Origin of the sequence: Winogradskyella sp. 3972H.M.0a.05 (assembly GCF_040493455.1) — a bacterium.
In the GTDB taxonomy this organism is placed as follows: domain Bacteria; phylum Bacteroidota; class Bacteroidia; order Flavobacteriales; family Flavobacteriaceae; genus Microcosmobacter.
This window is the reverse complement of sequence record NZ_JANFDA010000009.1, coordinates 1-23069: the sequence shown is the minus strand read 5'-3', so window position 1 is coordinate 23069 and position 23069 is coordinate 1. Positions and strand designations below refer to the sequence as shown.

The window sequence follows — 23069 nt, the reverse complement described above, 5'->3', positions numbered from 1 at the left end:
ATATAAAAATAGAGAAAGTTGTTTACTTCTCATGCTTGTAAACATCAATTAGAAGATAAGAACAGTCTAAAATTAGAATAGCATGAAATGTAAACTACTACTCGTATTAAGTTTTGTAACAATTTATAGTTGGTCCCAAAATTGGCAAGAAGTCTCTAAAATTGTGGCATTAGATAGGCAAACAGATGATCAATTTGGGTACGCTGTCGCTATCGATGGAGAATATGCCGTCATCGGAGCTCGTTTAGAGGATAGTGACCAAAGTGGGGGCAACTTAATGTCACAGGCAGGAGCTGCATATGTATTTAGAAGAGATAATGATGGAAATTGGTCAGAAGTTCAAAAAATAGTGGCTTCGGACCGCTCATCTAATGATGAATTTGGTACTTCGGTAGATATAAGTGGTGATTATATCATTGTTGGCGCACCGGAAAATGTAGCCGGAACAGCTTATATTTTTGAGCGTACGGGAAATGTGTGGAGTGAAGTCATAAAATTAGAATCTTCCGATGGTGAAAATAATGATTTATTCGGGTTTTCAGTAGCTATAGATGGCAATGCAGCAATTGTAGGTGCGTATAATGAAGAGGAAGATGAGTTTGGTGGTAATAGCTTAGACGAACCTGGATCTGCATACATATTTGAACGTATAAATAACTCATGGACTCAAATAAAGAAGCTAGTCGCTTCCGACCGAGATAATGATGATTGGTTTGGGTATGCTGTAGATATACAGGGGAATCATGCGGTCATAGGTTCACATTTTGAGGACAACGATTCGAATGGTAATAATGTTCTCGACAATTCTGGTTCCGTATATGTTTTTGAAAAAATGGGAGGTAGTTGGTTAGAGACACAGAAGCTAACCGCTTTGGATAGAGAAGAAGATGATGAGTTTGGCTATTCAGTATCAATTGATGGCAATTATTTGATAGTAGGAGCATATTTAGAAGAGGATGATATCAATGGTAACAATAATTTGAGCAGTTCGGGATCGGCATATATTTATAAAAAAGACGGCTCTAGCTGGAGTCAATTACAGAAATTAGTGCCTTCTGATCGTGCATTGGGAGACCAGTTCGGCTATAGCGTAGCAATTCGTGGGGATTACATAGTCATAGGTGCTTACAAAGAAGATGAAGACAGTGACGGCCTAAATACCTTAAATAATGCAGGGTCAGCTTATATTTTTGAAAATGACACTAATGATGTTTGGTCTGAGACCGATAAAATTATTGCCTCAGATAGAGAGGCACAAGATAATTTTGCTACAGCTGTTGCCCTAACTGAAGACTACATAATTGTTGGCGTGCACTTTGAAGATGAAGATGAGAATGGTCAGAATAGTTTGTTTAGCAGTGGATCGGCCTATATTTATATTAATGATTCTAATCTAAGCATATCGAACATCGAACAGCAAATAGGCGTTAAACTTTATCCAAATCCTGCCCAAGACAATGTTAATATTCTTGGAGATATAAGTGGTTTAGATAGTGTTGAGTTTTATGGACTAAACGGACAGCTGATAAAGACTATTAAAGGCGATTTTGAAAAGATCTCAATAGATGATCTAAAGGCATCGGTTTACATCATAAAATTATATGGTGATGATATGTCGGGAATAACACTAAGGCTTATAAAGCGATAACGGGAGCATTTTTGTATAATTAAGTTACAGTTAGTTTCATTCTATGTAAGATTCTTGTCATATCATCAAACAAGCAAATATTCGGTTTGAAAAAATATTCATTGTATACACTAAAGCCTTAATCAAATTTTGATCAAGGCTTTTTTGCTGCTTTTTAATGTGCTTCAATACCAATGCAAAAGTGTTATTTTTATGTTAACGCACCGTTTTTCACCTCTTAGTTAAGTAACAAATTGTAAATTTTCGATACACATTGAGTATTCATATACGATTATGTATTTTAAAGAATATTATCCTAGCGAATTCTATTCGAAGTATATCGATAGCTATTTTGAAATAGATAGCAGATATATTATCGAGGATATTACAGATTTGGTTGTGCCAGATGGTACATTCGGGTTGTTATTTATTGACGAAAAAAATCTTAGGCGCAGCACGTCAATTAACAATCCTCCAATTACACTAAAGAAGTCCACGATTTTTGGGCAAAAGACTAAGCCTATCAATTATTATTTTACCAAAGGAAGTACTTCGGCTTTTGGGATTAAGATAAACCCTTGTGGATTCCATCTGTTCACAGGATTGACGAGTAAGGAGTTCAAAGATTTGTTTGTGGAAATTGATCTGCTGGGTAATTTGGATTTAATGGATTTGGAAAGCAAGGTATTTGAAGCAGAAGGTGTAGATAAAAAGATAAAAGCAGTAGAAGATTATATACTGTTAGCATTATCGAAATATGGTCTGGATGATGATCATTTTTTGTTCGAATCTATTGTGGAATATATTTATTCGTACAGAGGAGAAGTTCGTTTTCAGTCGTTGACCGAAACGTTCAATACCAATTACAAAAAGATTGAACGTTTATTTGATAAGTACCTCGGTATATCTCCCAAAACCTACATTAGGATTGTGCGTTTCAATGCAGCTGTAAACCTTCATATGAATAATAAACATGAGAGTTTAACTCAAATAGGACTTCAGCTAGGGTTTTTTGATCAATCACACTTTATAAGAGACTTTAAAAAATTCACATCGCTATCTCCAAGAAACTTTTTTGATAAAGAAATCAGTGCTTCAGAAGAGAAATACCTTCAAATGCTATCGGTAAGATGGTCTAATTAATTAGGTGTCTAATTTTTACAATTTCCCTATAATCCTACATTTTAATTTGGTTGAAAACCAAATTAAAATACAATGAATACTAAAGCACTTACAGTCATTTGCTTGACTTTATTTTTTATTACCACAATTTCAGGACAACAAGAATTTCCGAATGATTGGCATCATGTAAGCACTAATAATGATGGCTATAAAGGAATATCAACTAACGAAGCATTATCATTACTAGAAGGGAAGGCTTCTGAAACAGTGATTGTGGCAGTGATAGATTCTGGAGTAGATCATGATCATGAAGATTTAAAAAATGTAATGTGGGTTAATGAAGATGAAGTTCCCAATAACGGTATTGATGATGATCAAAATGGTTATGTAGACGATATCCATGGTTGGAGCTTTTTGGGTAATCCGAATGGAGAAAATATTACAGGAGAAACTCTTGAAGAAACTAGGATTTTTGCTGCAGGCGAAGGCTACAAAGGCGATAAGAATACGTTTATTAAAGCAGTAAAAGCGTATGCATCTTCCAGAGAAAACTACCTAAAAAGCCAAAGAGCAGCCCAAGAAAGTATTGATAACATTGCACTACTCGAAAAGCTCTATCCTAATGAAGTATCTGGAAATAGATTTAGTGACATCGTTACTAAGGATCCAGATATAGAAGCTACGGCCAAAGCACTATCACAATATGTAAATAATGGAGGGACTCTAGAAAGTTATAAGCAACAATTACAGGCTGCAAAGACATTTTATGATGATGCTATTAACTTTTATTACAACCCAGATTTTGATGGACGAAGCATCATTAAAGACAACTATGAAAACCAAAATGAAAAACACTATGGTTGTAGCGATAGTAAAGGACCAGACTCTGCTCATGGTACGCATGTAGCAGGCATTATTGGAGCAGACACCAACAATAATATTGGTATGAGAGGCATAGCTAATAACGTAAAAATTATGTCCATAAGAACAGTGCCCAATGGTGACGAACGTGATAAGGATGTAGCAAATGCGATTTACTATGCAGTAGATAATGGCGCCAAAGTAATTAACATGAGTTTTGGTAAAGCCTTTTCATGGAACAAGAAGATTGTAGATGATGCCGTTCGATATGCACAACGAAAAGACGTATTATTAGTACATGCTGCTGGGAATGCTGCGTCTGAACTAGATGGTACTAATAATTTCCCTCACAAAGAGTTTGAAAGAAGAGGATTCTTAGGAAAGAAAACACCAAAGAATTGGATAGAAGTCGGTGCAACTACGTATAACTTCAATGAAAATTTTGTGGCATCATTTTCAAACTTCGATAAGTACTTTGTAGACATTTTTGCACCTGGTTACCAAATATATTCTACAACACCCAACAGTACATATTCAAAATATAATGGTACCAGTATGGCTAGTCCGATGGTGGCTGGTGTAGCTGCATTAATTCGTAGCTATTTTCCAAAATTATCAGCCAAACAAGTAAGACATATCATATTGAAATCCGCCACACCAATAGATTTAAAAGTAAAACGTCCAGATAATAATAAAGAAGTGCCATTTGAATCATTGAGTGTTACAGGTGCGATACTCAATGCAGAATCGGCAATAAAAATGGCTTTAGAAAATTAAGAGTTAGTTATTCGATTGCTGCCTAGCTCTATTGAGTTCATCCTGTACCTGCGACGATCGACGACGTTCAGATCTTACGGTTTGTTTTCCAAATCGCCAGGTAAAAGATAGAGTAGCATAACGTGTATCTCTATAACTCGTGAAAGCATCATCGATATTACCAAACCGAGTTCGACCAGTAGGGTACTGATTCCAAAAAATATCACTAATATTTATTCGAACGGTACCCTTGTTTTTTAGGATATTCTTCTGTGCTCCAATAGAAATAGAAGATATGGTTTCTATTTCGGTGACACTAGCATAATGTGGGAAGACATGAAATCCACTTATTTGCAATCTATAGCCATTACCAAGGTTGAGGTTGTGACTAGAATTTAAGCTCACAATTGGATTGTTTCTGTTGAAATTAAAGCCATCAATGTCACCGTCAAAATCATTCATCGAAGCATTGAGATTCCAATTGCTTTGCCACCATTTAAAGAACTTAACAGGAACACTAGCAACGAAAGAATAGCTTTTTAAATTACTAATGTTTATTGGTCTTACGACAACAACTTCATCATTCCCGTCTTGTAAAATAGCCATGTTTAGATTGTCGATGGTATAACCAAAATTGAATGCAAAATAATAGCGCTGTTTAAGCGTATAATTAAGCTCGCCTGTCCATGTGTATTGCGGATTTAGAAAAGGATTTCCTTCTCTATAAGTGTTCGTATTAACAAAAGTTCTGAATGGATTTAGTTGACTGTAACTAGGACGATCTATACGCCTTCCAACAGAGATGCCCAAAACGCTATTTTCATTAAAAGAGTAGTTATATGATGCAGTAGGAAATATGTTGATATAGTCATTCTTAAAAGACTCTTGCGTTGTCAATTGATTCCCTTTAATAAAGGTGTTTTCTGCACGTATGCCCAATTGAGCATTCCACTTTTCCTTGTTGATGTTATAGCTGATGTAGGCTGCATATATGGCTTCATCATATATAAAATGGTTGCTTAAATCTGTATTTACAGTAGTAGTTCCATTGGCAAGATTAAAGTATTGAAGATCATTGTCCGTTTTAACCAAGGTATTTTTCCAACCCACTTCTAATTTGTTTTTATTCTGAAAAGGAAGCGTGTAATCTATAGCGATGCCATACAGATTTAGAAACCCATCCACATCACCAGTCAAAATATCTTGAAATTGAACGTTGTTTTCAGTGAACAAAAAATTGGATACAAAACGTTGGTCGGAAGAATTATCATATCTAGCTGCATCAAAATTAATTTCTAAGCTACTCTTATTATTGAACTTGTGTTGCATATTCAAGTTTCCTGTTAGCTGATTCCACTTAGACTTTATATCTGTTTTTGTTTCTTCTTCAGAAATGAGCATGTCATTTGGTGTAAAACCATTAATCATACTGAATGAATCATTCTCATTAATATTTTTTAATCCTGAAAGCAAAACACCAATGGTTGTTTTATCCGATAAGAAGTAATCCAATCCCAATCGACCAGAATGATTTTCGAGAGGTAGCTCAAAATCATTTTGTAAATCATATTTTGATACTACTTGTCCTTCTTCAAAAAACGCTCTATCTATCACGATTTCTTGATATTGATTTCGTTTAGCAAATGCATATTGGCCATAGATATTTAATTTCTCAGTTCTATGATTGGCATTTATACTATTATTCCACCTAAAATAGCGCCCGTGACCAGGACTAAGCGTAAGACTTCCATTAGTACCATAAAACTTCCCTTTCTTAGTGACAATATTTATAATACCAGCATTGCCCTGAGCTTCATATCTTACAGAGGGATTCGTTATTATTTCAATCTTCTCTATATTAGATGATGGCATGCTCCGTAGGAGGTTAGCCAAATCCTCGCCTTGTAGTCTAGTATCTCTGCCATCTATATAAACCCTGACTCCAGATCTGCCACTAAGCGAGATGTTATCATTCTGGTCAACAATAATCCCTGGAGATTTTTCAATGATTTCCATGGTAGAATTACCAACACTTACAATACTGCCTTCAACATTAACCACTAGCTTATCTTGTTCTCGTTGTAGAAATGGTTTTTGCGATGTAACAGTAACTCCTTCCAATTGTTCTGCTTGTTCTTTTAGAATAATATCTCCAAAGTTTTTAGACTCCGAAAAACTGAAAGATGCTTCAGCGTAGCCCAAGTAAGATACAATTAGTATGTAATCGTTTTGAGCAGTAAGTGTCATTTCAAACTTACCATTAGCTTCAGTGATGCTTCCTTTTACAAGAGTAGAGTCAGATTGTTTTTTTACTAAAACATTAGCAAAAGAGATAGGATTAGAAGACTCATCGATAACAGTCCCTTTAATTGAAATTTGAGCAGAAGAATAGCAAAAACATGCTACAGCAAGGAGAATTAATAATTTTTGCATTGAGAATTACTTTAGGCAAAGCACTCAATTTTGGTGGATGCATAATTGTACAAAATAGACATGGATAGTAGCAAACTTTTAGGGTGTCTAATTTTTACAATTATTGGAGTATTATCGATACTACTTTAGCATCATTCAATTTGATTGGTTGAAGAATAAATATGTATTTGTTTAATTCGAGTTCTAAGTAGTACGTATTTATCTTGAATTAGCCTAACGGTCGACTATTACGGTTTTCTTAGTTGGCATTTAGCAGATTCGAATTAAATCATTTACAGAATGATTGCTTAAGCTATTTTTGTAGTCTTTAATTTAGTTTTAAGTTATTGTAATGCAGTTATTCTAGCTAGGCATTTCATATTTGAAGTGCCTAGCTTTTTTCAGTTCAATCTATTGATAAGAAAAGAAATCAATACGCTCAGATATGAACCAATTAAAACTCGCATTTACAATTACACTAGTATTACTATTCACGTTTCAGACTAATGCACAGCGAAAAAGGAAAAAGAAAAACAAAAATGAAGTAACCGCTGTAAAAAAAGAAAAGTCGCAATACGAAAAGCTTACGGACAGTACTTTAAAAATAGGAGAAGGGATTTTTAAAGTATTCAAAAAAGACAACAAGTATTACTTTGAATTAGAGAAAGAAGATTTAGAAAAGACCTATCTACTTGTAACCCGAATCTCAGGATTTGTTGAAGGATTAAAGTTTGGTGGAGCGGGGATGAGTCCAAGACCAAGACATGTTATTCATTGGGATAAAATAGACAATAAGATTTTACTGCGATCTTCATCTTATCACAATGTTGCAAATGATGATTTGCCAATCGCAAAATCAGTAAAGTACAACAATTTTGAACCTATTCTTCAGTCCTTCAAAATAGAAGGAATGAGTAAAGACTCTACCTCTTATGTGATAGACGTCACTAACTTTTTTACCAGTGACAATGAAGTGATAAGCCCATTGTCTAGTAATGACAGGAAACAATTTCAAATAAGGAATTTAGACAAGTCACGTTCCTTGATTTCTTCAATGAAAGTCTTTCCAAAAAATGTTGAGATCGATCATATCCATACTTACAAAGGAGGGAACTTACCCGCCAATAATTCTACAGGAACATTATCGATTGGCTTAAACCAATCCATCGTGGAGCTTCCAGAAGAACCTATGATGGCGAGATATGGAGATGATAGAGTTGGATACTTCTCTTCCGAAGTGATAGATTATGGCACTGAAGAGCAACGCGCAACAAGCAGACGTATCATAAGACGTTGGCGTATGGAGCCATCGGATTGGAGCGCTTATAATCGCGGAGAGCTTGTAGAGCCTGTTAAGCCAATAGTCTATTATATAGATCCAGCGACACCTGTTAAGTTTAGAAAGTACTTCAAACTAGGTATAGAAGATTGGCAGTCTGCTTTCGAAAAGATTGGGTTCAAGAATGCTATTGTTGCTAAGGATGCACCAACCAAGGAAGAAGATCCAGACTGGACTCCAGAAGACGTTAGATATTCGGTAGTACGATATATCACCACAGAAATCGTAAATGCTCAAGGACCACATACGCACGACCCACGTTCTGGAGAAATCATTGAGAGTGATATTCTCTGGTATCATAATATAATTCAATGGTTAAGAGCGCTGTCAATGATACAAACAGGAGCTGTAAATAAAGATGCAAGAAAATCGCAGCTATCAATGGAAGATTTAGGTCAAATGGTACGCTACGTTATGGCTCATGAAGTAGGTCATACACTAGGCTTACCACACAATATGGCAGCTAGTGCAGCTTACCCTGTAGATTCATTGCGTTCATCTTCATTTACAAAAAAATGGGGCATAACCTCTAGTATTATGGAGTATGCCAGAGCCAACTATGTGGCACAACCTGGAGATGGAGATGTGCATTTATTCAATGATAAGATTGGACCCTATGACGATTTTTCGATTATGTACGGATATAAACCCATTCCCCAGGCAAAAACTCCAGAAGAAGAAACTCCTATTCTTAACAGCTGGATAGAAGCTAAGGCCAATGACCCAAAGTATAGATATGGTATGCAGACCAGTACAACAAACCATCCCGATCCATCAGCACAAACAGAAGATTTAGGAGATGACAGTATGAAGGCGTCCGCTTATGGACTAGCAAACCTTGAGCGTATCGTGCCAAATTTGGTAGAATGGAATCGTGAAAATGGGAAAGATTACACGACGCTTTCAGAAGCATATTTTACAGCCATGTCTCAATGGTATACCTATTTGAGACATGTGACTCACAATATTGGAGGCGCTTATCATAAACCGAAAAAGAATGGTCAAGCCGGAAACATCTATGAGTTTGTTTCAAAAGAACGCCAAAAAAGAGCTATGAAGATGCTTAATGAAGACTTCTATAATGCTCCAGATTGGTTGTTTGATGAAAATGTATTGCGAAAGCTGGAAATGTCTGGTGTTCTAAATAGAATTCAAAATTATCAGAATGCCAGTATTAATATGTTATTGAATGAAAGCAAGCTGGCTAGACTCATTGAAGCAGAATATTTTGATAAGGACAATGCCTATACCCTAAATGAAATGATGACAGACTTGAGAAAAGGTATTTGGGAAGAAATCTATAACGGAACATCTATAGAGGTGTTGAGGAGAAATTTGCAAAAGACTTACCTGACCAAGTTAGAGTATTATATGAATGAAGACTATAAGGCGCCAACAGTGCCTTCTGCTGCGGTCAATTGGTTTGGACATACGCCAATAAAAACGGTAGATTCTGATATAAAATCGAATATTCATGGTCAGCTAGACACATTATTGAAGCGAATAAATTTTGCATTGCGGAATTACAATTATAATTCAGATTCAAAATTCCATTTAATGGAATGCAAAAGGCGCATAGAAAAAGTACTGAATACAAAATAAAGGAATGAATAAAATCTATTTATTAGCTCTGGCACTAGTGTTTTGCGCAAAAAGCTTTTCGCAAACAACCATTGAAAGGCTAGAAGCTGACTTGCAAAATACACTCAATGAAATTGTTGAAACATATCAAATACCAGGAATAACACTTGCTGTAAACTTTGATTACGAAAGAGGTGTGAATCTGGCTTCAGGATATTCCGATAAAGAGGAAAAAATGAAAATGAGTCCTGAAGTCAGAATGCCTTCTGGTAGTGTTGGAAAGATGTTTGTTAGTGCTATAGCACTTCAACTCATTGATCAAGGAAAACTAAGTTTGGATGATAAGATAGAACAGTATTTAGGAGATAAGTCATGGTTTAATGAGCTGCCTAATGCTAAAGACATAAGCATCAAGAATCTAATGAATCATACTTCTGGTTTGCCAAGATATATTTTTCAGCCAGAGTTTATGAGCGATATTAAATCTAACCCACTTAAAGATAGATCGCCAGAAGATTGTATTGCTTTTGTGCTAAATAAACCAGCAGCCCATCCTGTGAATCAAGGATGGGCTTATTCAGACACCAACTATATAGTTCTGGGGCTAGTCATTGAAAAAGTTTCAGGGACTGCCTATAACCAACAGCTAAAAGACAAGTTGATTTCAAAATTAGGTTTACGATTGACTTCGGTTCAGAATAAGCGTTCTTTTAGTAACTTATCACAAGGTTATATAGGTCCCCAGAACTATTTTGGTTTACCAGCAAAAATGGTTAAAGATGGAAAACTAGAAATAAACCCAAGTTTTGAATGGACAGGAGGCGGTATTGTAACCAATGTTAAAGATTTGACAAAGTTTACAAAGGCACTTCATGAAAGCAGTATCTTGAGTAGCAAATCCAAAGAAATGCTAACGACTCCAATCAATATGGCAACTGGACAACCCTTAGATCAAGGCTATGGTTTAGGAAGTTTTATTTGGAGTAAAAGAAACGATACTCGCTATGGACATTCGGGTTTCTTTCCAGGGTATTTGTCTCACGTTGAGTATTCCTCAAAACATCAATATGCATTAGCAATTCAGGTGAATACAGATCAAGGTTATCCATTGTTGCAACAATATGTGCATCTAATAGATGAGGTGATTTCGAAGTATTTGGATGAATTAGATGAAGCCAAAATTCAGGAAAATTTTAAAGCTCAAGAAAACTGCTGGAACAATGCAGATATTGAATGCTACATGGAGGCTTATGCGACAACAGAACTCATTCAAACTGCCTCTAGAGGAGGAATAACTTTTGGATACGATAATATCATAGGCGACTATAAAAAGTATTTCCCAAAAGAGCGAATGGGTAAATTACATTTCGACAACTTCAACTACAGAAGATTAGCGGGTGACTTGTATTTTGTAACAGGACGCTTCAATCTAAAATTCCCTAATAGGGACGAATTATCAAGAGGTTGGTTTTCGGTTGTTATGAAACGTATCAATGGCGAGTGGAAGATGATTACAGATCACTCTAGTTAAATGACGAATTCCGATGCGAAAGACTTTCATTTTTATCTGTTTTTTTTCAATTGCATGCTTATCATGTCAATCAGAAATCACAATAGATGCTGATGTAGTAATACAGAATGTCGCAGTTGTTAATGTAACTTCAGGAGAAATAGAATCTTCGCGAGATGTGTTTATTAAAGGAAACCGCATTCAGAAGATTGAAACCAATTCAGAAACGAAAAAGTACAGAAATGCAAAAGTTATAGATGGTTCTGGGAAGTATTTAATTCCAGGGCTTTGGGATATGCACACACACCCAGACGATCCCGAAGTATGGCGTATGAATCCCAAAACTGAAGATAAAGATTTACTGTTGCCTCTATTTGTTGCTCATGGTGTTACTGGGATACGCGATATGGCTGGTGATTTAAATTTGGTAAAGCGCTGGCGAAGGTTAGCCAAGAACGATTCCCTTATTGCCCCAAAAATCATTGCAGGAGGACCTCTGTTGGATGGTCCAAATCCGATGTGGGACGGCTCTGTTGGAATCGCTTCAACTGAACAAGTGAAACCAGTTGTTGATTCGTTAATTGCAGAAGGCGTAGATTTTCTTAAAGTCTACTCATTACTGCCTCGAGATATTTATTTGGAGCTTAGTAACTATGCAAATGAATTAGATTTTCCTTTTGTTGGTCATGTGCCATTCACAGTACCACCTTCTGAAGCTGCAACTACTGGAATGAAAAGTCAGGAGCATTTGTTAGAGATTATAAAAGAATGTTCTATAAAATTTGATGATAATACATTAGCACGAATAAGATCGGCACAAACAGGTGCCAATAGGTCAGTAATTGCCAATGATTATAGGCTCAGTAATTTTAGTGAAACCAAAGCAGACTCTTTATATCAGTTATTTGTAGAACACGATATTTGGCATTGCCCTACTTTGAGTATGTGGTATAAAAACGCATGGTTCGAATATGAATTGACGAAGGACAAGACGCAATTGGCTTACTTGCCAGAATACCTTCAAAAATATTGGACACCAGAACACAATGACCATCTTAAGAATAGAGATAATGAAGACTTCATAAACATCAAAAAGAGATTGTATAAAAAGTATTTGGATATAGTCAGTAAAATGAACTCGAAAGGCGTTAAGTTGCTTGCTGGCACAGACATGGGAGCCAATCCATTGTGCTTTCCAGGTATAGGTGTTTATAATGAATTAGAAGCCTTCGTAGATGCAGATTTATCAACTCTTGAAGCGTTACAGACAGCGACTATAAATCCTGCGGTTTTTCTGGAAATTCAAAACGATTACGGAACCGTCGAAGAAGGAAAAATTGCAGACCTAGTATTGTTAAATGAAAACCCTCTGGCAAATATCAGTAATGTTAGGAGTGTTAATTCAGTTATACAAAACGGGAACGTTTATGACGATAGTGAGATTTCAAAAATTAAGAAGGAAATCAAAGATAAAATCACCAATTAAAATGAGAAAACCAGTTGTTGCATTAGTATTAGTACTGTCCTTTTTTTGTGAGGGACAGGACTTAAAATTTGTAGATGTATCTAATACCAACCTACCTCCTGTATCGTTAACAAAGCGAAATTCTATGGATGCTAAAGTTGGAGATATAGATGGTGATGGCGATTTGGATATTGCCGTTGCTGTAGAATTTGTAAAAAACATTTTATTAGTCAACGATGGATCTGGAAAGTTCTCTGATGCTAGTGATCAATTACCAGATATTGAAGCCACTCAAAAAGAAAAACCATATCCATACTATCCATATCATGATACCGAAGATATTGCCTTAAAAGACTTTGATAATGATGGTGATCTAGATCTCATTTTTGTCACTGAAGACGATAAGGTCAACGAATACTATCTCAACGATGGTAAAGGTAACTTTAAAGATGTGACGGATGCATTCCCAGCAAAAGGAACATCTAATGGTGTTGTTGCTGACGATTTTGATAACGATGGTTGGATTGATGTCGTTATTGCTAACAATGGGCAAAATGTCTATTTAAAAAACAATAAAGGAAAGTTTGAAGATCAAACGAGTGAAAGGTTGCCGACAGTTGAAAACATTACACAAGACATGCAAACTGTAGATTTCGATGGCGATGGCGATTTGGATATTCTTGTGGCTAATGAAAATAAAAATAACATCCTTCTCAACAATGGTAAAGGACACTTTGAAGATGTAACCTCAAAATATATTTCAGATGAATCCCTTGGTGACGAAACAAGAGAAGCAACTTATGCAGACATAGATAATGATGGCGATTTGGACATTTACTTTGCAAATGTTTATATGTTTCAACAACGACCACCTATTCAACGTCTACTTATAAATGAGAATGGAAAGTATATTGATAAAACCCAAGAGCGTCTAGGCTTTACTGATACTTACAATACTATAGATGCTAGCTTTAGTGACTTTGATAAAGATGGTGATGAAGACTTGTTATTACTAAGCTTTGGTAAACCCTTATTGTTCTTGAATGATGGAAAAGGATACTTTAAAGATGTAACCAATACTGCTTTTGGTACTATTTCGGCTGATGGTGTAGATGCTGAGATTGCAGATTTTAATGGCGATGGAAAGTTAGACATCTTTATTGGAGCATTCAGAGGCAGCGATGTCTTGTTACTACAACAATAAATAACTCTATGAGAGATACTTGCGTAGATTATTGGAATACTGATATTTGGGCTGGAAGTTCATTTTCCAAAACCACCTATAGTAATTTCGAATTCGGCAAGCACTTTCACGATTATTATACCATAATTCTTATAGAACAGGGTATTAATGAAGGATTTACAGAACACAAGAAATACAAGATTGAGGAAGGTACAGTTCTTATCATAAATCCTGGTGAGTTGCATGCTGGCAGTTCTTATCAAGGGAATGAGCTAAGTTTTAATGCATTTAGATTTGAAGAACAATACCTCAAAGAACTCGATGATATCTTTCAGAGAACCACCAGAGATATTCACTTTAGAAATGACCCAATTCGAGATCAACGCCTTCAAGCCAAATTAAAGCAATTCTTTTACGAAAGTAAGCGACCAGAATACAGACTTAGCTTAGAATGTTTGAATATTGAAATTTTTGAATTGTTGTTCAATGATTATACTGATGCAATTGCGCACAAGCATAATACATCGAGCAAGCACAATTATCTCAATACAGCAGTAGAATTCATAAACGATAATATCAGTGAAAATTTCAGATTGAAAGCATTAGCAAAACATTCAGGCATTAGTACTTATCATTTAGTGCGAGAATTCAAAAAGAGATATAACCAAACGCCTTTAGAGTATCTAAGAAATATTAGAGTTGAAAAGTCTAAGAATCTCCTAAGAGGAGAAGATTCCATTACAGATATAGCACTACAATTAGGCTTCTTCGATACCAGTCACTTTACCAGAAACTTTATTCAAAATGAAGGTGTATCACCTTCAGAATACAGACAGTCTATATAAGTTTCACCATTAAAAAACTTTAGTAATAATTTAACTCTAGCAGCAATTCTGTACAAGCAACACCATGTGTTGAATACTAATTTGGTCAAAAATAGAAAACCATGAAAATCAAATTAGTTTTTATTGCATTTATGACTTTACTAGCTGCTCACTCACAATCTGAGTTATCCTCGGACTCAAAATATAGTGTAGAATATTACTGTCCACCTTGTGGTTGCCCAGATGATGGGACCATCTTTCAATCGTCGGGAGTATGTGCATCCTGTAATATGGCATACCTAACCAGAGTAAAAGGATTGGAGGAAAAACCCTCTAATAATGCTCCAAGGCGAACAGCGGCGATTTTACTATTCGATTATGCCGACATCATGGATGTAACAGGTCCAATGTCTGTGTTTGAACACGCAGGGTTTAATGTAGTCACTGTGGCTAAGGACGAAAACCCTAAACGTATCGGAATGTATACCAGTTTAACTCCAGATTATACCTTCTCCAATCTTCCAACTGTAGATGTGATAATGGTGCCTGGAGGTGGTCCTGCTGAAGCAAATCAGGATATGGATATTGTTAATTGGCTGAAAGCAAAAGATGAAACGACAGACACGATGTTTTCAGTATGTAGTGGTGCTTTTTACTTAGCCTTGGCAGGTATTCTAGACGGTAAAGAAGCCACTACGTTTGCTTCCTTAATACCAATCTTAAAAGAACAATTTCCAAAAGTTGAAGTCCTTAATAATGTGAAATACACAAACAATGGTCATGTCATTACATCTTCAGGCTTGTCTTCTGGGATAGATGCTTCATTCGAAGTTGTAGCAAAGTATTATGGTGTTGGACGTGCTCAAGATATAGCCAATCGTATGGAATATCCTTGGAAACGTAGAAACGATTATGCAAGAACACAACTCGCCGATAATTACATCGTCGGCTTAAATAATCTCATCAGAAGATTTGCTACCAAGTACACTTATTCTGAAGGCGATATGAATGAATGGGAGTATAGATTCATACTCTGGTCAGAAGTCGATTCAAAAGATTTCATGAATCTCATTAAAACTGAAATTGAAAAACTTGATGGTTTTATAAAAGGCAAAAAAGGGCAAGCATATGTCGAAGCAGAAATAGAACATGATGCTCTTGGTAAAGGAATTATAGAATTAAATATTTCTAAAGAAGGAGAGGAGACACAAGTAAGTCTCAAAGCTCAAAGATTACAACCAATATCATTCTAGAAAAATTAAAGCAAGAGTATGAAACAGAGATATATAAATCATGTCGTAGTGTTATGTCTGTCAGTGTTTTCTATTAGCTGTATGACATCAGTATCCGAAGCTCAAAATTCAGGGGAAATTCCAAGAGTTAAATTAGATACAAACAAAGATGCAATAGCAGGAAAGAATGTTCCTATAAAGTCTAGGTTTACCGATTTGCCAATAGTAGAACCTTCAATAACCGCACATCCAACTAACAATAATTATTTGCTGGCAGCAGCTATGGTGGTTACAGATATCAATAGACCCTATGCGAGTTGCCGATTATCTAGTTTTGCTTCTAAAGATGGCGGTAAAAATTGGTCCGAAACCGCTCACGATTATTGGGGTTATGATCCTTGGGTTGCATTACTTCCAGACGGTAAAGCAGCCATGAGTTGGCTAGGTACTCCAAATAGTTTTAAGCATCAGTTTCCATTAAAAGTATTTACTTCAAACGATAGTGGTGCGTCGTGGAATAATCAAATACAATCCTTTAATGGTTTTGGGCACGGACACGATGGAACTAAGTTAGTTGGCTACAAAGAATCTTTTTATCTCACGACAGTTAGATTCAACGGAGATATGGGAGCAGATGTGGTCTTATATGAATCAAAAAATGACAACGCGTTCAAAGAAGTCGCTGTTGTAAAAGGTGAAGGTTTGCGGTTAAATTTTTGCGAACCAGCTATTCTTTCCAGTGGTATAGTAGTAGTGCCTACATTACATCGTTCAGGAAAAGTTTGGGTGAATCTATATAACCCAAAAACCCAACAACTTTCCGATAAAAAAGTAGTTTCAGATAACCCTAAAGTAGGGCGAGGATATTCCAGAATGGCAGCTGATGTTGGTTCTAACTCAAAATATAAAAACAGAATCTATTTCGTAAGAGCCGTAGCCAATGGCAGTAGCTCTAGCGGTATATGGCTTAACTATTCAAAAGATAACGGGCAAAGCTGGACAAAGGAAAAGCGCATCGATCATTTTGATAATAATCTATTAAGCAAAGCCAATGTTGCCAGTGTTGCAGTTAATAAAGATGGCGTGCTAGGAATCTCATGGGTTGATGGACAACATAGTGAAGATCAAAAAGCCTATGACGTATATTTTTCGATTTCAAGAGACGGAGGAGAGAGTTTTCAAAGACCTGTAAGAGTTACTAATGTTAGCTCTAATCCAAGAACAAAAGAAAATGGAGATGTGGCCAACAAATTTATTGGAGGAGGTCATTACTTGGGTTTAACTACAAAGGCAGATGGCAGCTTTCAACTTATTTGGAGCGACAGTAGAGAAGGTGTTTTTCAATTGCAGACGAGTAATGTAACGATTAAGTGATGTTATAGATGAACCGTATTATTTTAATCACACTTTTCTTTATTGCTCAAGTAAGTATCGCTCAGAATTTTACACCCTATAAGGAAAGAGCTCAGAGGCTAGTGCAAGGAGTTAGCTTTTCGGATAATGATAGTGTCATGTACTTTTCTATGCCACACAGAGAATACTTGGCGTCACACAACATCAAAATTTCTGGAGATACACCTCGCCTAGCCTTGTACAGAGCAAATGCTGAAGAGAATACTTGGACAGAACCCGTTTTGCTCAGCATCTCTGGAGAGTATAAAGATTATGAGCCAACCATATCACCAACGGGAAAGCTTCTTTTTTTTAATTCCGATAGACCAGTAAATGGAAAACAGGTTTCTAAAAACAATATTTGGTATGTTGAAAAAGAAGGAGATAAGTGGAGCAGCCCAAAATTTATGGTACATCTAAGTGAAGTAAAAGAAGAACAGTCTTACCCAACGATTTCAAATGACGGCAAGCTTATATATTCTCGAGAAGTTGTCGAAAATGGAAAAAGCAATTATTATTTATTCGAAACACATTTTGAAGGCGAAAACACTAAAAAAGGCAAACAAATTCTTTTCCCAAATTTCCATTTGAATAGCTCAGATCCATGCTTATCACCAAATGGAGATTACCTAATCTTTACTGGATTTGAGATTGACCAATGGAATGAAACATGTGACCTATATATTTCTTATGCATTAGATGAAGGATGGTCAACGCCAAGTTTGTTAGATGATTTGAATAGTGCTGGACCCGATTTTTCACCTACAATTTCTTCAGATGAAAAGCGTATATACTATCGGAAAAATTATAATATGATTAAAGCACCTCTGAAAAGAAAGCATAAGCACTAAGGCTAGAAATGCTTGAATGTTTTATGTCTAATTTTTACAATTAGATAGAGTAGATCAACTCTAACTTTGGTAGTTCAACAACCCGAAGAAAAATGAATTTGAGATTATTGAAATTTTTAGCCGTAATACTGCTATTGCAAACCACTTACAGTTGCCAAGGACAATCATTACCTTCCATATCAGAAGACAATATAAAGACCCATATAAAAACCTTAGCCTCAGATGAATTTCTGGGAAGAAGACCAGGGACCTTGGGAGAAGAAAAAACAGTAGAATACCTAGCAGGAAAATTAAAAGAGATAGGGATAGAACCTGCCAATGGAGATAGCTACTTTCAGGAGTTTACCATATCTCGCCTAAAATACGAAACGCCAAGCAAGATGGTGATTTTTAAAAACAATGGGGAAACTTCGGAATATGACTTTACTAAAGATTTCTATTCCAAGACCAGTCTCAAAGCCAACGAAAAAGTGTCTTTAAAAGATGCAGAGATTGTATTTGCAGGCTTTGGTATTATTGCACCAGAATATAACTGGGATGATTATAAGCACATAGACGTTAAGGATAAAGTTGTTTTAGTGCTGTTTAGCGATCCAGGGTTCTACACCAAAGATGAAAGCATGTTCAATGGCATGAGTGTTTCACAACATGGAGGCTATGATCTCAAGAAAAAATTGGCCATGGAAAGAGGGGCAAAAGCCGTGTTCATGATCCATCACGAGTTCATCGATTGGGATCAAATAGGGCAATCACCAAACAGCGGATATTCCGCAGCTTTTGTAAAAGATCATATTGAAACAGTATCAGAAGGGCTCTTGTGTTCTGGAATTATTTCAATTCCAGTTATGAAAGATTTGCTTTCCGCTTCAGGACATGGAGATGATTATACAGAGCAAGCGCTATCAAAAGATTTTAAAGGATTAAACCTGAAAGCAAAAATGTCATTAACAAACTCTTCAGTATCTGAAGATGTCGTCACTACTAGGAATGTGCTTGGGATACTTAAGGGAAAAAAGCGACCAGACGAACATATTATCTACACATCACATTGGGATCATGTAGGAACCAGACCGGCAAGGTTTGGTAAGGACTCCATATTTAACGGCGCCATTGACAATGCGTCTGGTACTGCAATGCACTTGGAGGTTGCAAGAGCCTATAAAACGATGCGAAAAAAACCAGAACGCTCTATAGTGTTTTTCTTTACTTCGGCAGAAGAAATGGGACTTCTTGGCGCAGAGTATTATGCCAATAATCCATTGTATCCTTTAAATAAGGCAGTATGTGTTATCAATGCAGATGGACATTTTGCTACAAACAAAATGAAAACAGCAACAAGTGTCCTTAAAGGATATTCCGAGATGGATACCTATGTCGATAACGCCGTAGCCAAGATTGATAGAAATACTGTAGAAGATACCTCGCCAGCATATATGAACATCTTTCAACGCTCAGACCATTATCCATTTGTAAAAAAAGGCGTTCCGGCAGTATGGGCTATGGGAAATCAGAATCCGGTTGAAGGCGGAGAAGCAGAAGCTCAAAAAATTGCTGACTATATGCAACACTATCATCAGGTAACCGATGAGTATTACGAAGGATTTAATGCTCAAAACATAACAGCAGATGCAACGATGAATTTCTTAATAGGTCTAGAATTAGCGAACTCTAAAGACTGGCCAAACTGGAATGAAGGATCAGAGTATAAAAAGATTCGAGACAAAAGCATGCAAAATTAATCACTATGAAGCTGCTATTTAGAATCCTATTGATATGCTCCCTTGTATCGTGCAACGGGAATGCTCAAAAAGCAAGCGTTGATAACGAATATGTAAAACAAATTGTAGAACAGATAAGCGATTTGTATAAGACAGAATATACGTTTCCAGATAAAGGAAAAGAAGTAAGCAGTGTTTTAATATCCAATCTCAGTAAAGGCGTTTATTTTAACCACAACAGTTACGATAGTTTAGCTTCTAGCCTTAGACAAGATATCTTCAATATAACAAATGACAAACACGTTCAAGTCATCCGCAGAAAGCCAATAGAAAAAAACAAAGACCCTCAACAACCTAGCGTTAATGAATTTTTCAAAAGCATAAAGAACTATGGCTTTACTAATATTGAGATTATAGACGATACCATTGGTTATGTAAAAATGCCTGTTTTCTTCCCAATAAGAATGGATGCTAAAGCCAAAGATGCTGCAGATGATATGATGAAGCGTTTCAAGACGTGTAAAACCATCATCTTTGATCTTACAGAATGTAGAGGAGGAGATCCCGAAATGATAAGCTATCTCATTTCATATCTATATCCTAAAGGAAAAAAAGTACACCTCAATGATTTCTATTATCGTCCAAGCAATTCAACTATGAGTTCCTATACCGATAAAGTTGCTGGCACACCATTGCCAAAAGTCAAGGTTTATGTACTGACTAGCGGTAAAACGTTTTCTGCAGGTGAAGAATTCTCGTATGACTTAAAGCAGCTGAAAAGAGCAACACTGGTAGGAGAAGTTACAGGAGGAGGAGCCCATACTGTAGAGCCAAGAATCTTGGACGACAACTTTGAACTCATGCTACCTACCGGAAGAGCGATTAACCCAATAACCAAAACCAATTGGGAAGGCAAAGGCGTAAAACCACATGTAGAAACAAGCTCTGATGAAGCACTAGATAAAGCTTTGGAGATAATCAGAAAGGTTTCTTAGAGCAATATACGTTCTCACTTCTTTATTAAATAGATATAAATCAATTTTACTAACTTGGTGATGTATCAAGATGTCTCATTTAGAGCCTTCAATGTTTAGAAACCCTATCCCAAGAAGTGATTTAGATTTTCATTAAGGCAGTAAGAAAACAAGAAGAGGAAAAATCAACCCTAGCTCATGGAGTTAATACGAATACTAGCCTTAACCAAAGCCAAAGCTTTTACTCTAGACCTTAGAATATCCCAGTCTTCATGCTGCTGATTTTCCGATACAAGCTTCAACCATTCCTCACCTTTTTGCGAAGGTTGTATATATTTTACAGTAATATATTCGTGGTCATCAGTAGCTAAAGAAAGTAGATACATCTCACCCCAAAAGATGTCATTCTGTAAATCACTTATTTGTTTATACAGAATAATATCACCACTCTTTAGCAAAGGGTACATGCTATCACCATTAACTTTTATTCCACCATCGCATTTAGGTAAACCAGGAATAAAAATAGAATCTATAGGATTATATCCTTTAGGGTTTTCAAATAAAGAATCCAGTCCATTTATAGATTCAATATCATAAAGTGGTATAGCAAGCTCTTTATCTAAAGTCTTCCTGTAAGAACTATTTGGTTCGTGTACTGAATTGCCATTGCCAGTTATTTCACCCTCACCACTAATAAACCATCTTATGTTAATGTCTTCAAACTTGTTTGAAATATCAGCGATAATTTCATACGAAGGTTTTTTGGAGCTATGCTTCAAACGGTTCAGCTTTTCAGATGACTTATAACCTAAGCCATTCTTAGCGAAATCATTAATGCTGTTATAGCCTTTGAGCTCAGCAATTTGTTTAAGTCTTAAAAAAATGTTGGAAATATCTGACACTAAATTACAATGATATTTGTATAATTCAAACTTGTTTGTATATTTGTATTTCTAATCGCTTTAAGCGTGCAGAAATATACGAAACAAAAAACAAGATGTCCTAAAAATCACCTGTTTTAAACTTAACAAATCACTATTTACTTTAAAATAGAAGGCTTGTTTATGCAATAAGCACAACAGGTTTTGTACTGTAATGAAAATTGTTAGACTCGCCTATATTGGCAGAATTACAATAGCTTTTAGTATAAGATAATTGGGGCAGATTATTGAGGTTTTTCTTGCTATACATTAACAACATATTGTGCTTAGAATTTAATGAACTTGTACCAGATGTACTCTCTTTAGAAGAGTATAAATATCACCAAAGTAAAAAGGATTTTAAGATACATAATGATGAAAGTAACGGGAGGGAAGTTTTTATCGAATTTGAAACCTTGCCTCCCAATTACAAAAAGGCCATAAACTTTTTTTACGGAGATCCCTATAAATATTATTGTGAACAACAAATTTTGAAAACCCTAAAGTTTGACTATAAAGCGCAAGAGTTTTTTCAAAATTACAATTTGGAGAATGGCAAAATGCTGCCAGGCGCAGATTATGACCAGCAAGGTAAAAAGCAGATCAACTATGTACAGCGATATACAGAAGCAGCAAACTGGCTAAACCTATTTATAGAGCTTACCTCAGATAAAGCCATTATAAAAAAAGAGTTTAATGTTACGATTTCACAGTTTTGGACGTTGTCCATTGACTTAATGAAAGCCAAGCAAATAAACCTACCATATTCATATAAACGACTAAAGCAAAAAATTAAAGGCTATCAAGAAGAAGGATATCCTTATCTTATTGAAACCCACAAATTTGGTAATGATTATGCAAAAAAGTAGTGGTAGGTAAATGGAATATAACAATGATAGAAGAACACGTTTGCTCAGTAAATAAAGGAGCAAAAAAAACTTGAGCAATTAATTAGAGTATAAAGTCATTATAATCTACCATTATAATATACATAAAACCTACATTCTTCTGGGCGGTTGCGGGGGTTGTTTATAGCAATTTCATAGTGAGTTAAATATTTTGATTATAGATACAGCAACCGCCTTTCCTCATTTTTAGAAAGTACTCCTGGTCATTCGACCAGGAGTACTTATTTACAATCATACTATTTAAGAAGGTTTTCTATTGGAAAATCAAGTTGCGAGAAAATAGTTCAGTTAGCTTTGCTTTAAAGAACGTAAAAGAAAAACCCCTATCGATGATCGATAGGGGTTTTTGATATAGTCGGTTTAGGATGTTCTATTGTTGTCCCGGTCCACCAGC

General features: G+C 35.9%; 16 protein-coding genes. 14 read left to right on the top strand and 2 right to left on the bottom strand.

Features of this window, described 5'->3' with window-relative positions; genetic code table 11:
• Nucleotides 1-82: 82 nt before the first annotated feature.
• The 3 genes from NCE97_RS14775 (at nt 83) to NCE97_RS14765 (ending at nt 4387) form a co-directional block, all read left to right on the top strand.
• Nucleotides 83-1648 (top strand): T9SS type A sorting domain-containing protein, encoded by a 1566-nt coding sequence (locus NCE97_RS14775; protein ID WP_353780058.1) that lies wholly within the window; start codon nt 83-85, stop codon nt 1646-1648.
• Between the two features lie 273 nt (nt 1649-1921).
• Nucleotides 1922-2770, top strand: coding sequence for a helix-turn-helix domain-containing protein (locus NCE97_RS14770; RefSeq protein ID WP_353780057.1), 849 nt, complete (start codon nt 1922-1924; stop codon nt 2768-2770).
• Nucleotides 2771-2842: 72 nt separating this feature from the next.
• Nucleotides 2843-4387, top strand: coding sequence for a S8 family peptidase (locus tag NCE97_RS14765; protein WP_353780056.1), 1545 nt, complete (start codon nt 2843-2845; stop codon nt 4385-4387).
• 3 nt (nt 4388-4390) lie between these two features.
• Here the strand turns inward: NCE97_RS14765 and NCE97_RS14760 are convergent, their stop codons facing one another.
• Complete coding sequence (locus tag NCE97_RS14760) at nt 4391-6799, bottom strand: outer membrane beta-barrel protein (protein WP_353780055.1); 2409 nt, start codon at nt 6797-6799, stop codon at nt 4391-4393.
• Between the two features lie 424 nt (nt 6800-7223).
• Between NCE97_RS14760 and NCE97_RS14755 the strand changes: the two genes are divergently transcribed.
• The 10 genes from NCE97_RS14755 to NCE97_RS14710 all read left to right on the top strand — a co-directional run bounded on the left by NCE97_RS14755 (nt 7224) and on the right by NCE97_RS14710 (nt 20868).
• On the top strand, nt 7224-9719 hold the full coding sequence (locus tag NCE97_RS14755) for a zinc-dependent metalloprotease (RefSeq protein WP_353780054.1): 2496 nt from the start codon (nt 7224-7226) through the stop codon (nt 9717-9719).
• A 4-nt stretch (nt 9720-9723) separates the two neighbouring features.
• The gene (locus NCE97_RS14750) at nt 9724-11229 is read left to right on the top strand and encodes a serine hydrolase (protein ID WP_353780053.1); all 1506 of its coding nucleotides are present in this window, start codon (nt 9724-9726) and stop codon (nt 11227-11229) included.
• Between the two features lie 13 nt (nt 11230-11242).
• Nucleotides 11243-12694, top strand: a complete 1452-nt coding sequence (locus tag NCE97_RS14745) for an amidohydrolase family protein (RefSeq protein WP_353780052.1) — start codon at nt 11243-11245, stop codon at nt 12692-12694.
• Nucleotide 12695: 1 nt separating this feature from the next.
• The gene (locus tag NCE97_RS14740) at nt 12696-13877 is read left to right on the top strand and encodes an FG-GAP repeat domain-containing protein (RefSeq protein WP_353780051.1); all 1182 of its coding nucleotides are present in this window, start codon (nt 12696-12698) and stop codon (nt 13875-13877) included.
• Nucleotides 13878-13885: 8 nt separating this feature from the next.
• Nucleotides 13886-14701 (top strand): helix-turn-helix transcriptional regulator, encoded by an 816-nt coding sequence (locus tag NCE97_RS14735; RefSeq protein ID WP_353780050.1) that lies wholly within the window; start codon nt 13886-13888, stop codon nt 14699-14701.
• Between the two features lie 101 nt (nt 14702-14802).
• A complete protein-coding gene (locus NCE97_RS14730; RefSeq protein ID WP_353780049.1) occupies nt 14803-15933 on the top strand; it encodes a DJ-1/PfpI family protein in 1131 nt (376 codons plus the stop codon).
• A gap of 18 nt (nt 15934-15951) precedes the next feature.
• Nucleotides 15952-17286: a sialidase family protein gene (locus tag NCE97_RS14725; protein ID WP_353780048.1), complete on the top strand. Its 1335-nt coding sequence runs from the start codon at nt 15952-15954 to the stop codon at nt 17284-17286.
• 8 nt (nt 17287-17294) lie between these two features.
• Nucleotides 17295-18155 carry a TolB family protein gene (locus NCE97_RS14720; protein WP_353780047.1) on the top strand — a complete coding sequence of 287 codons (861 nt, stop codon included), beginning with the start codon at nt 17295-17297 and terminating at the stop codon, nt 18153-18155.
• Between the two features lie 92 nt (nt 18156-18247).
• A complete protein-coding gene (locus NCE97_RS14715) occupies nt 18248-19894 on the top strand; it encodes a M20/M25/M40 family metallo-hydrolase (protein WP_353780046.1) in 1647 nt (548 codons plus the stop codon).
• A gap of 5 nt (nt 19895-19899) precedes the next feature.
• Entirely contained in the window at nt 19900-20868 is a 969-nt protein-coding gene (locus NCE97_RS14710; RefSeq protein WP_353780045.1) for a S41 family peptidase, read from the top strand.
• A gap of 170 nt (nt 20869-21038) precedes the next feature.
• Here the strand turns inward: NCE97_RS14710 and NCE97_RS14705 are convergent, their stop codons facing one another.
• Complete coding sequence (locus tag NCE97_RS14705) at nt 21039-21749, bottom strand: S24 family peptidase (protein ID WP_353780044.1); 711 nt, start codon at nt 21747-21749, stop codon at nt 21039-21041.
• A 299-nt stretch (nt 21750-22048) separates the two neighbouring features.
• On the opposite strand from NCE97_RS14705, the gene NCE97_RS14700 reads away from it, so the two are divergent.
• Nucleotides 22049-22636, top strand: coding sequence for a hypothetical protein (locus NCE97_RS14700; protein WP_353780043.1), 588 nt, complete (start codon nt 22049-22051; stop codon nt 22634-22636).
• The last annotated feature ends 433 nt before the right edge of the window (nt 22637-23069 follow it).

Coding starts and splice junctions, on each gene's coding strand:
- NCE97_RS14775 (WP_353780058.1), top strand. CDS start 83: ATGAAATGTAAACTACTACTCGTATTAAGTTTTGTAACAATTTATAGT.
- NCE97_RS14770 (WP_353780057.1), top strand. CDS start 1,922: ATGTATTTTAAAGAATATTATCCTAGCGAATTCTATTCGAAGTATATC.
- NCE97_RS14765 (WP_353780056.1), top strand. CDS start 2,843: ATGAATACTAAAGCACTTACAGTCATTTGCTTGACTTTATTTTTTATT.
- NCE97_RS14760 (WP_353780055.1), bottom strand. CDS start 6,799: ATGCAAAAATTATTAATTCTCCTTGCTGTAGCATGTTTTTGCTATTCT.
- NCE97_RS14755 (WP_353780054.1), top strand. CDS start 7,224: ATGAACCAATTAAAACTCGCATTTACAATTACACTAGTATTACTATTC.
- NCE97_RS14750 (WP_353780053.1), top strand. CDS start 9,724: ATGAATAAAATCTATTTATTAGCTCTGGCACTAGTGTTTTGCGCAAAA.
- NCE97_RS14745 (WP_353780052.1), top strand. CDS start 11,243: ATGCGAAAGACTTTCATTTTTATCTGTTTTTTTTCAATTGCATGCTTA.
- NCE97_RS14740 (WP_353780051.1), top strand. CDS start 12,696: ATGAGAAAACCAGTTGTTGCATTAGTATTAGTACTGTCCTTTTTTTGT.
- NCE97_RS14735 (WP_353780050.1), top strand. CDS start 13,886: ATGAGAGATACTTGCGTAGATTATTGGAATACTGATATTTGGGCTGGA.
- NCE97_RS14730 (WP_353780049.1), top strand. CDS start 14,803: ATGAAAATCAAATTAGTTTTTATTGCATTTATGACTTTACTAGCTGCT.
- NCE97_RS14725 (WP_353780048.1), top strand. CDS start 15,952: ATGAAACAGAGATATATAAATCATGTCGTAGTGTTATGTCTGTCAGTG.
- NCE97_RS14720 (WP_353780047.1), top strand. CDS start 17,295: ATGAACCGTATTATTTTAATCACACTTTTCTTTATTGCTCAAGTAAGT.
- NCE97_RS14715 (WP_353780046.1), top strand. CDS start 18,248: ATGAATTTGAGATTATTGAAATTTTTAGCCGTAATACTGCTATTGCAA.
- NCE97_RS14710 (WP_353780045.1), top strand. CDS start 19,900: ATGAAGCTGCTATTTAGAATCCTATTGATATGCTCCCTTGTATCGTGC.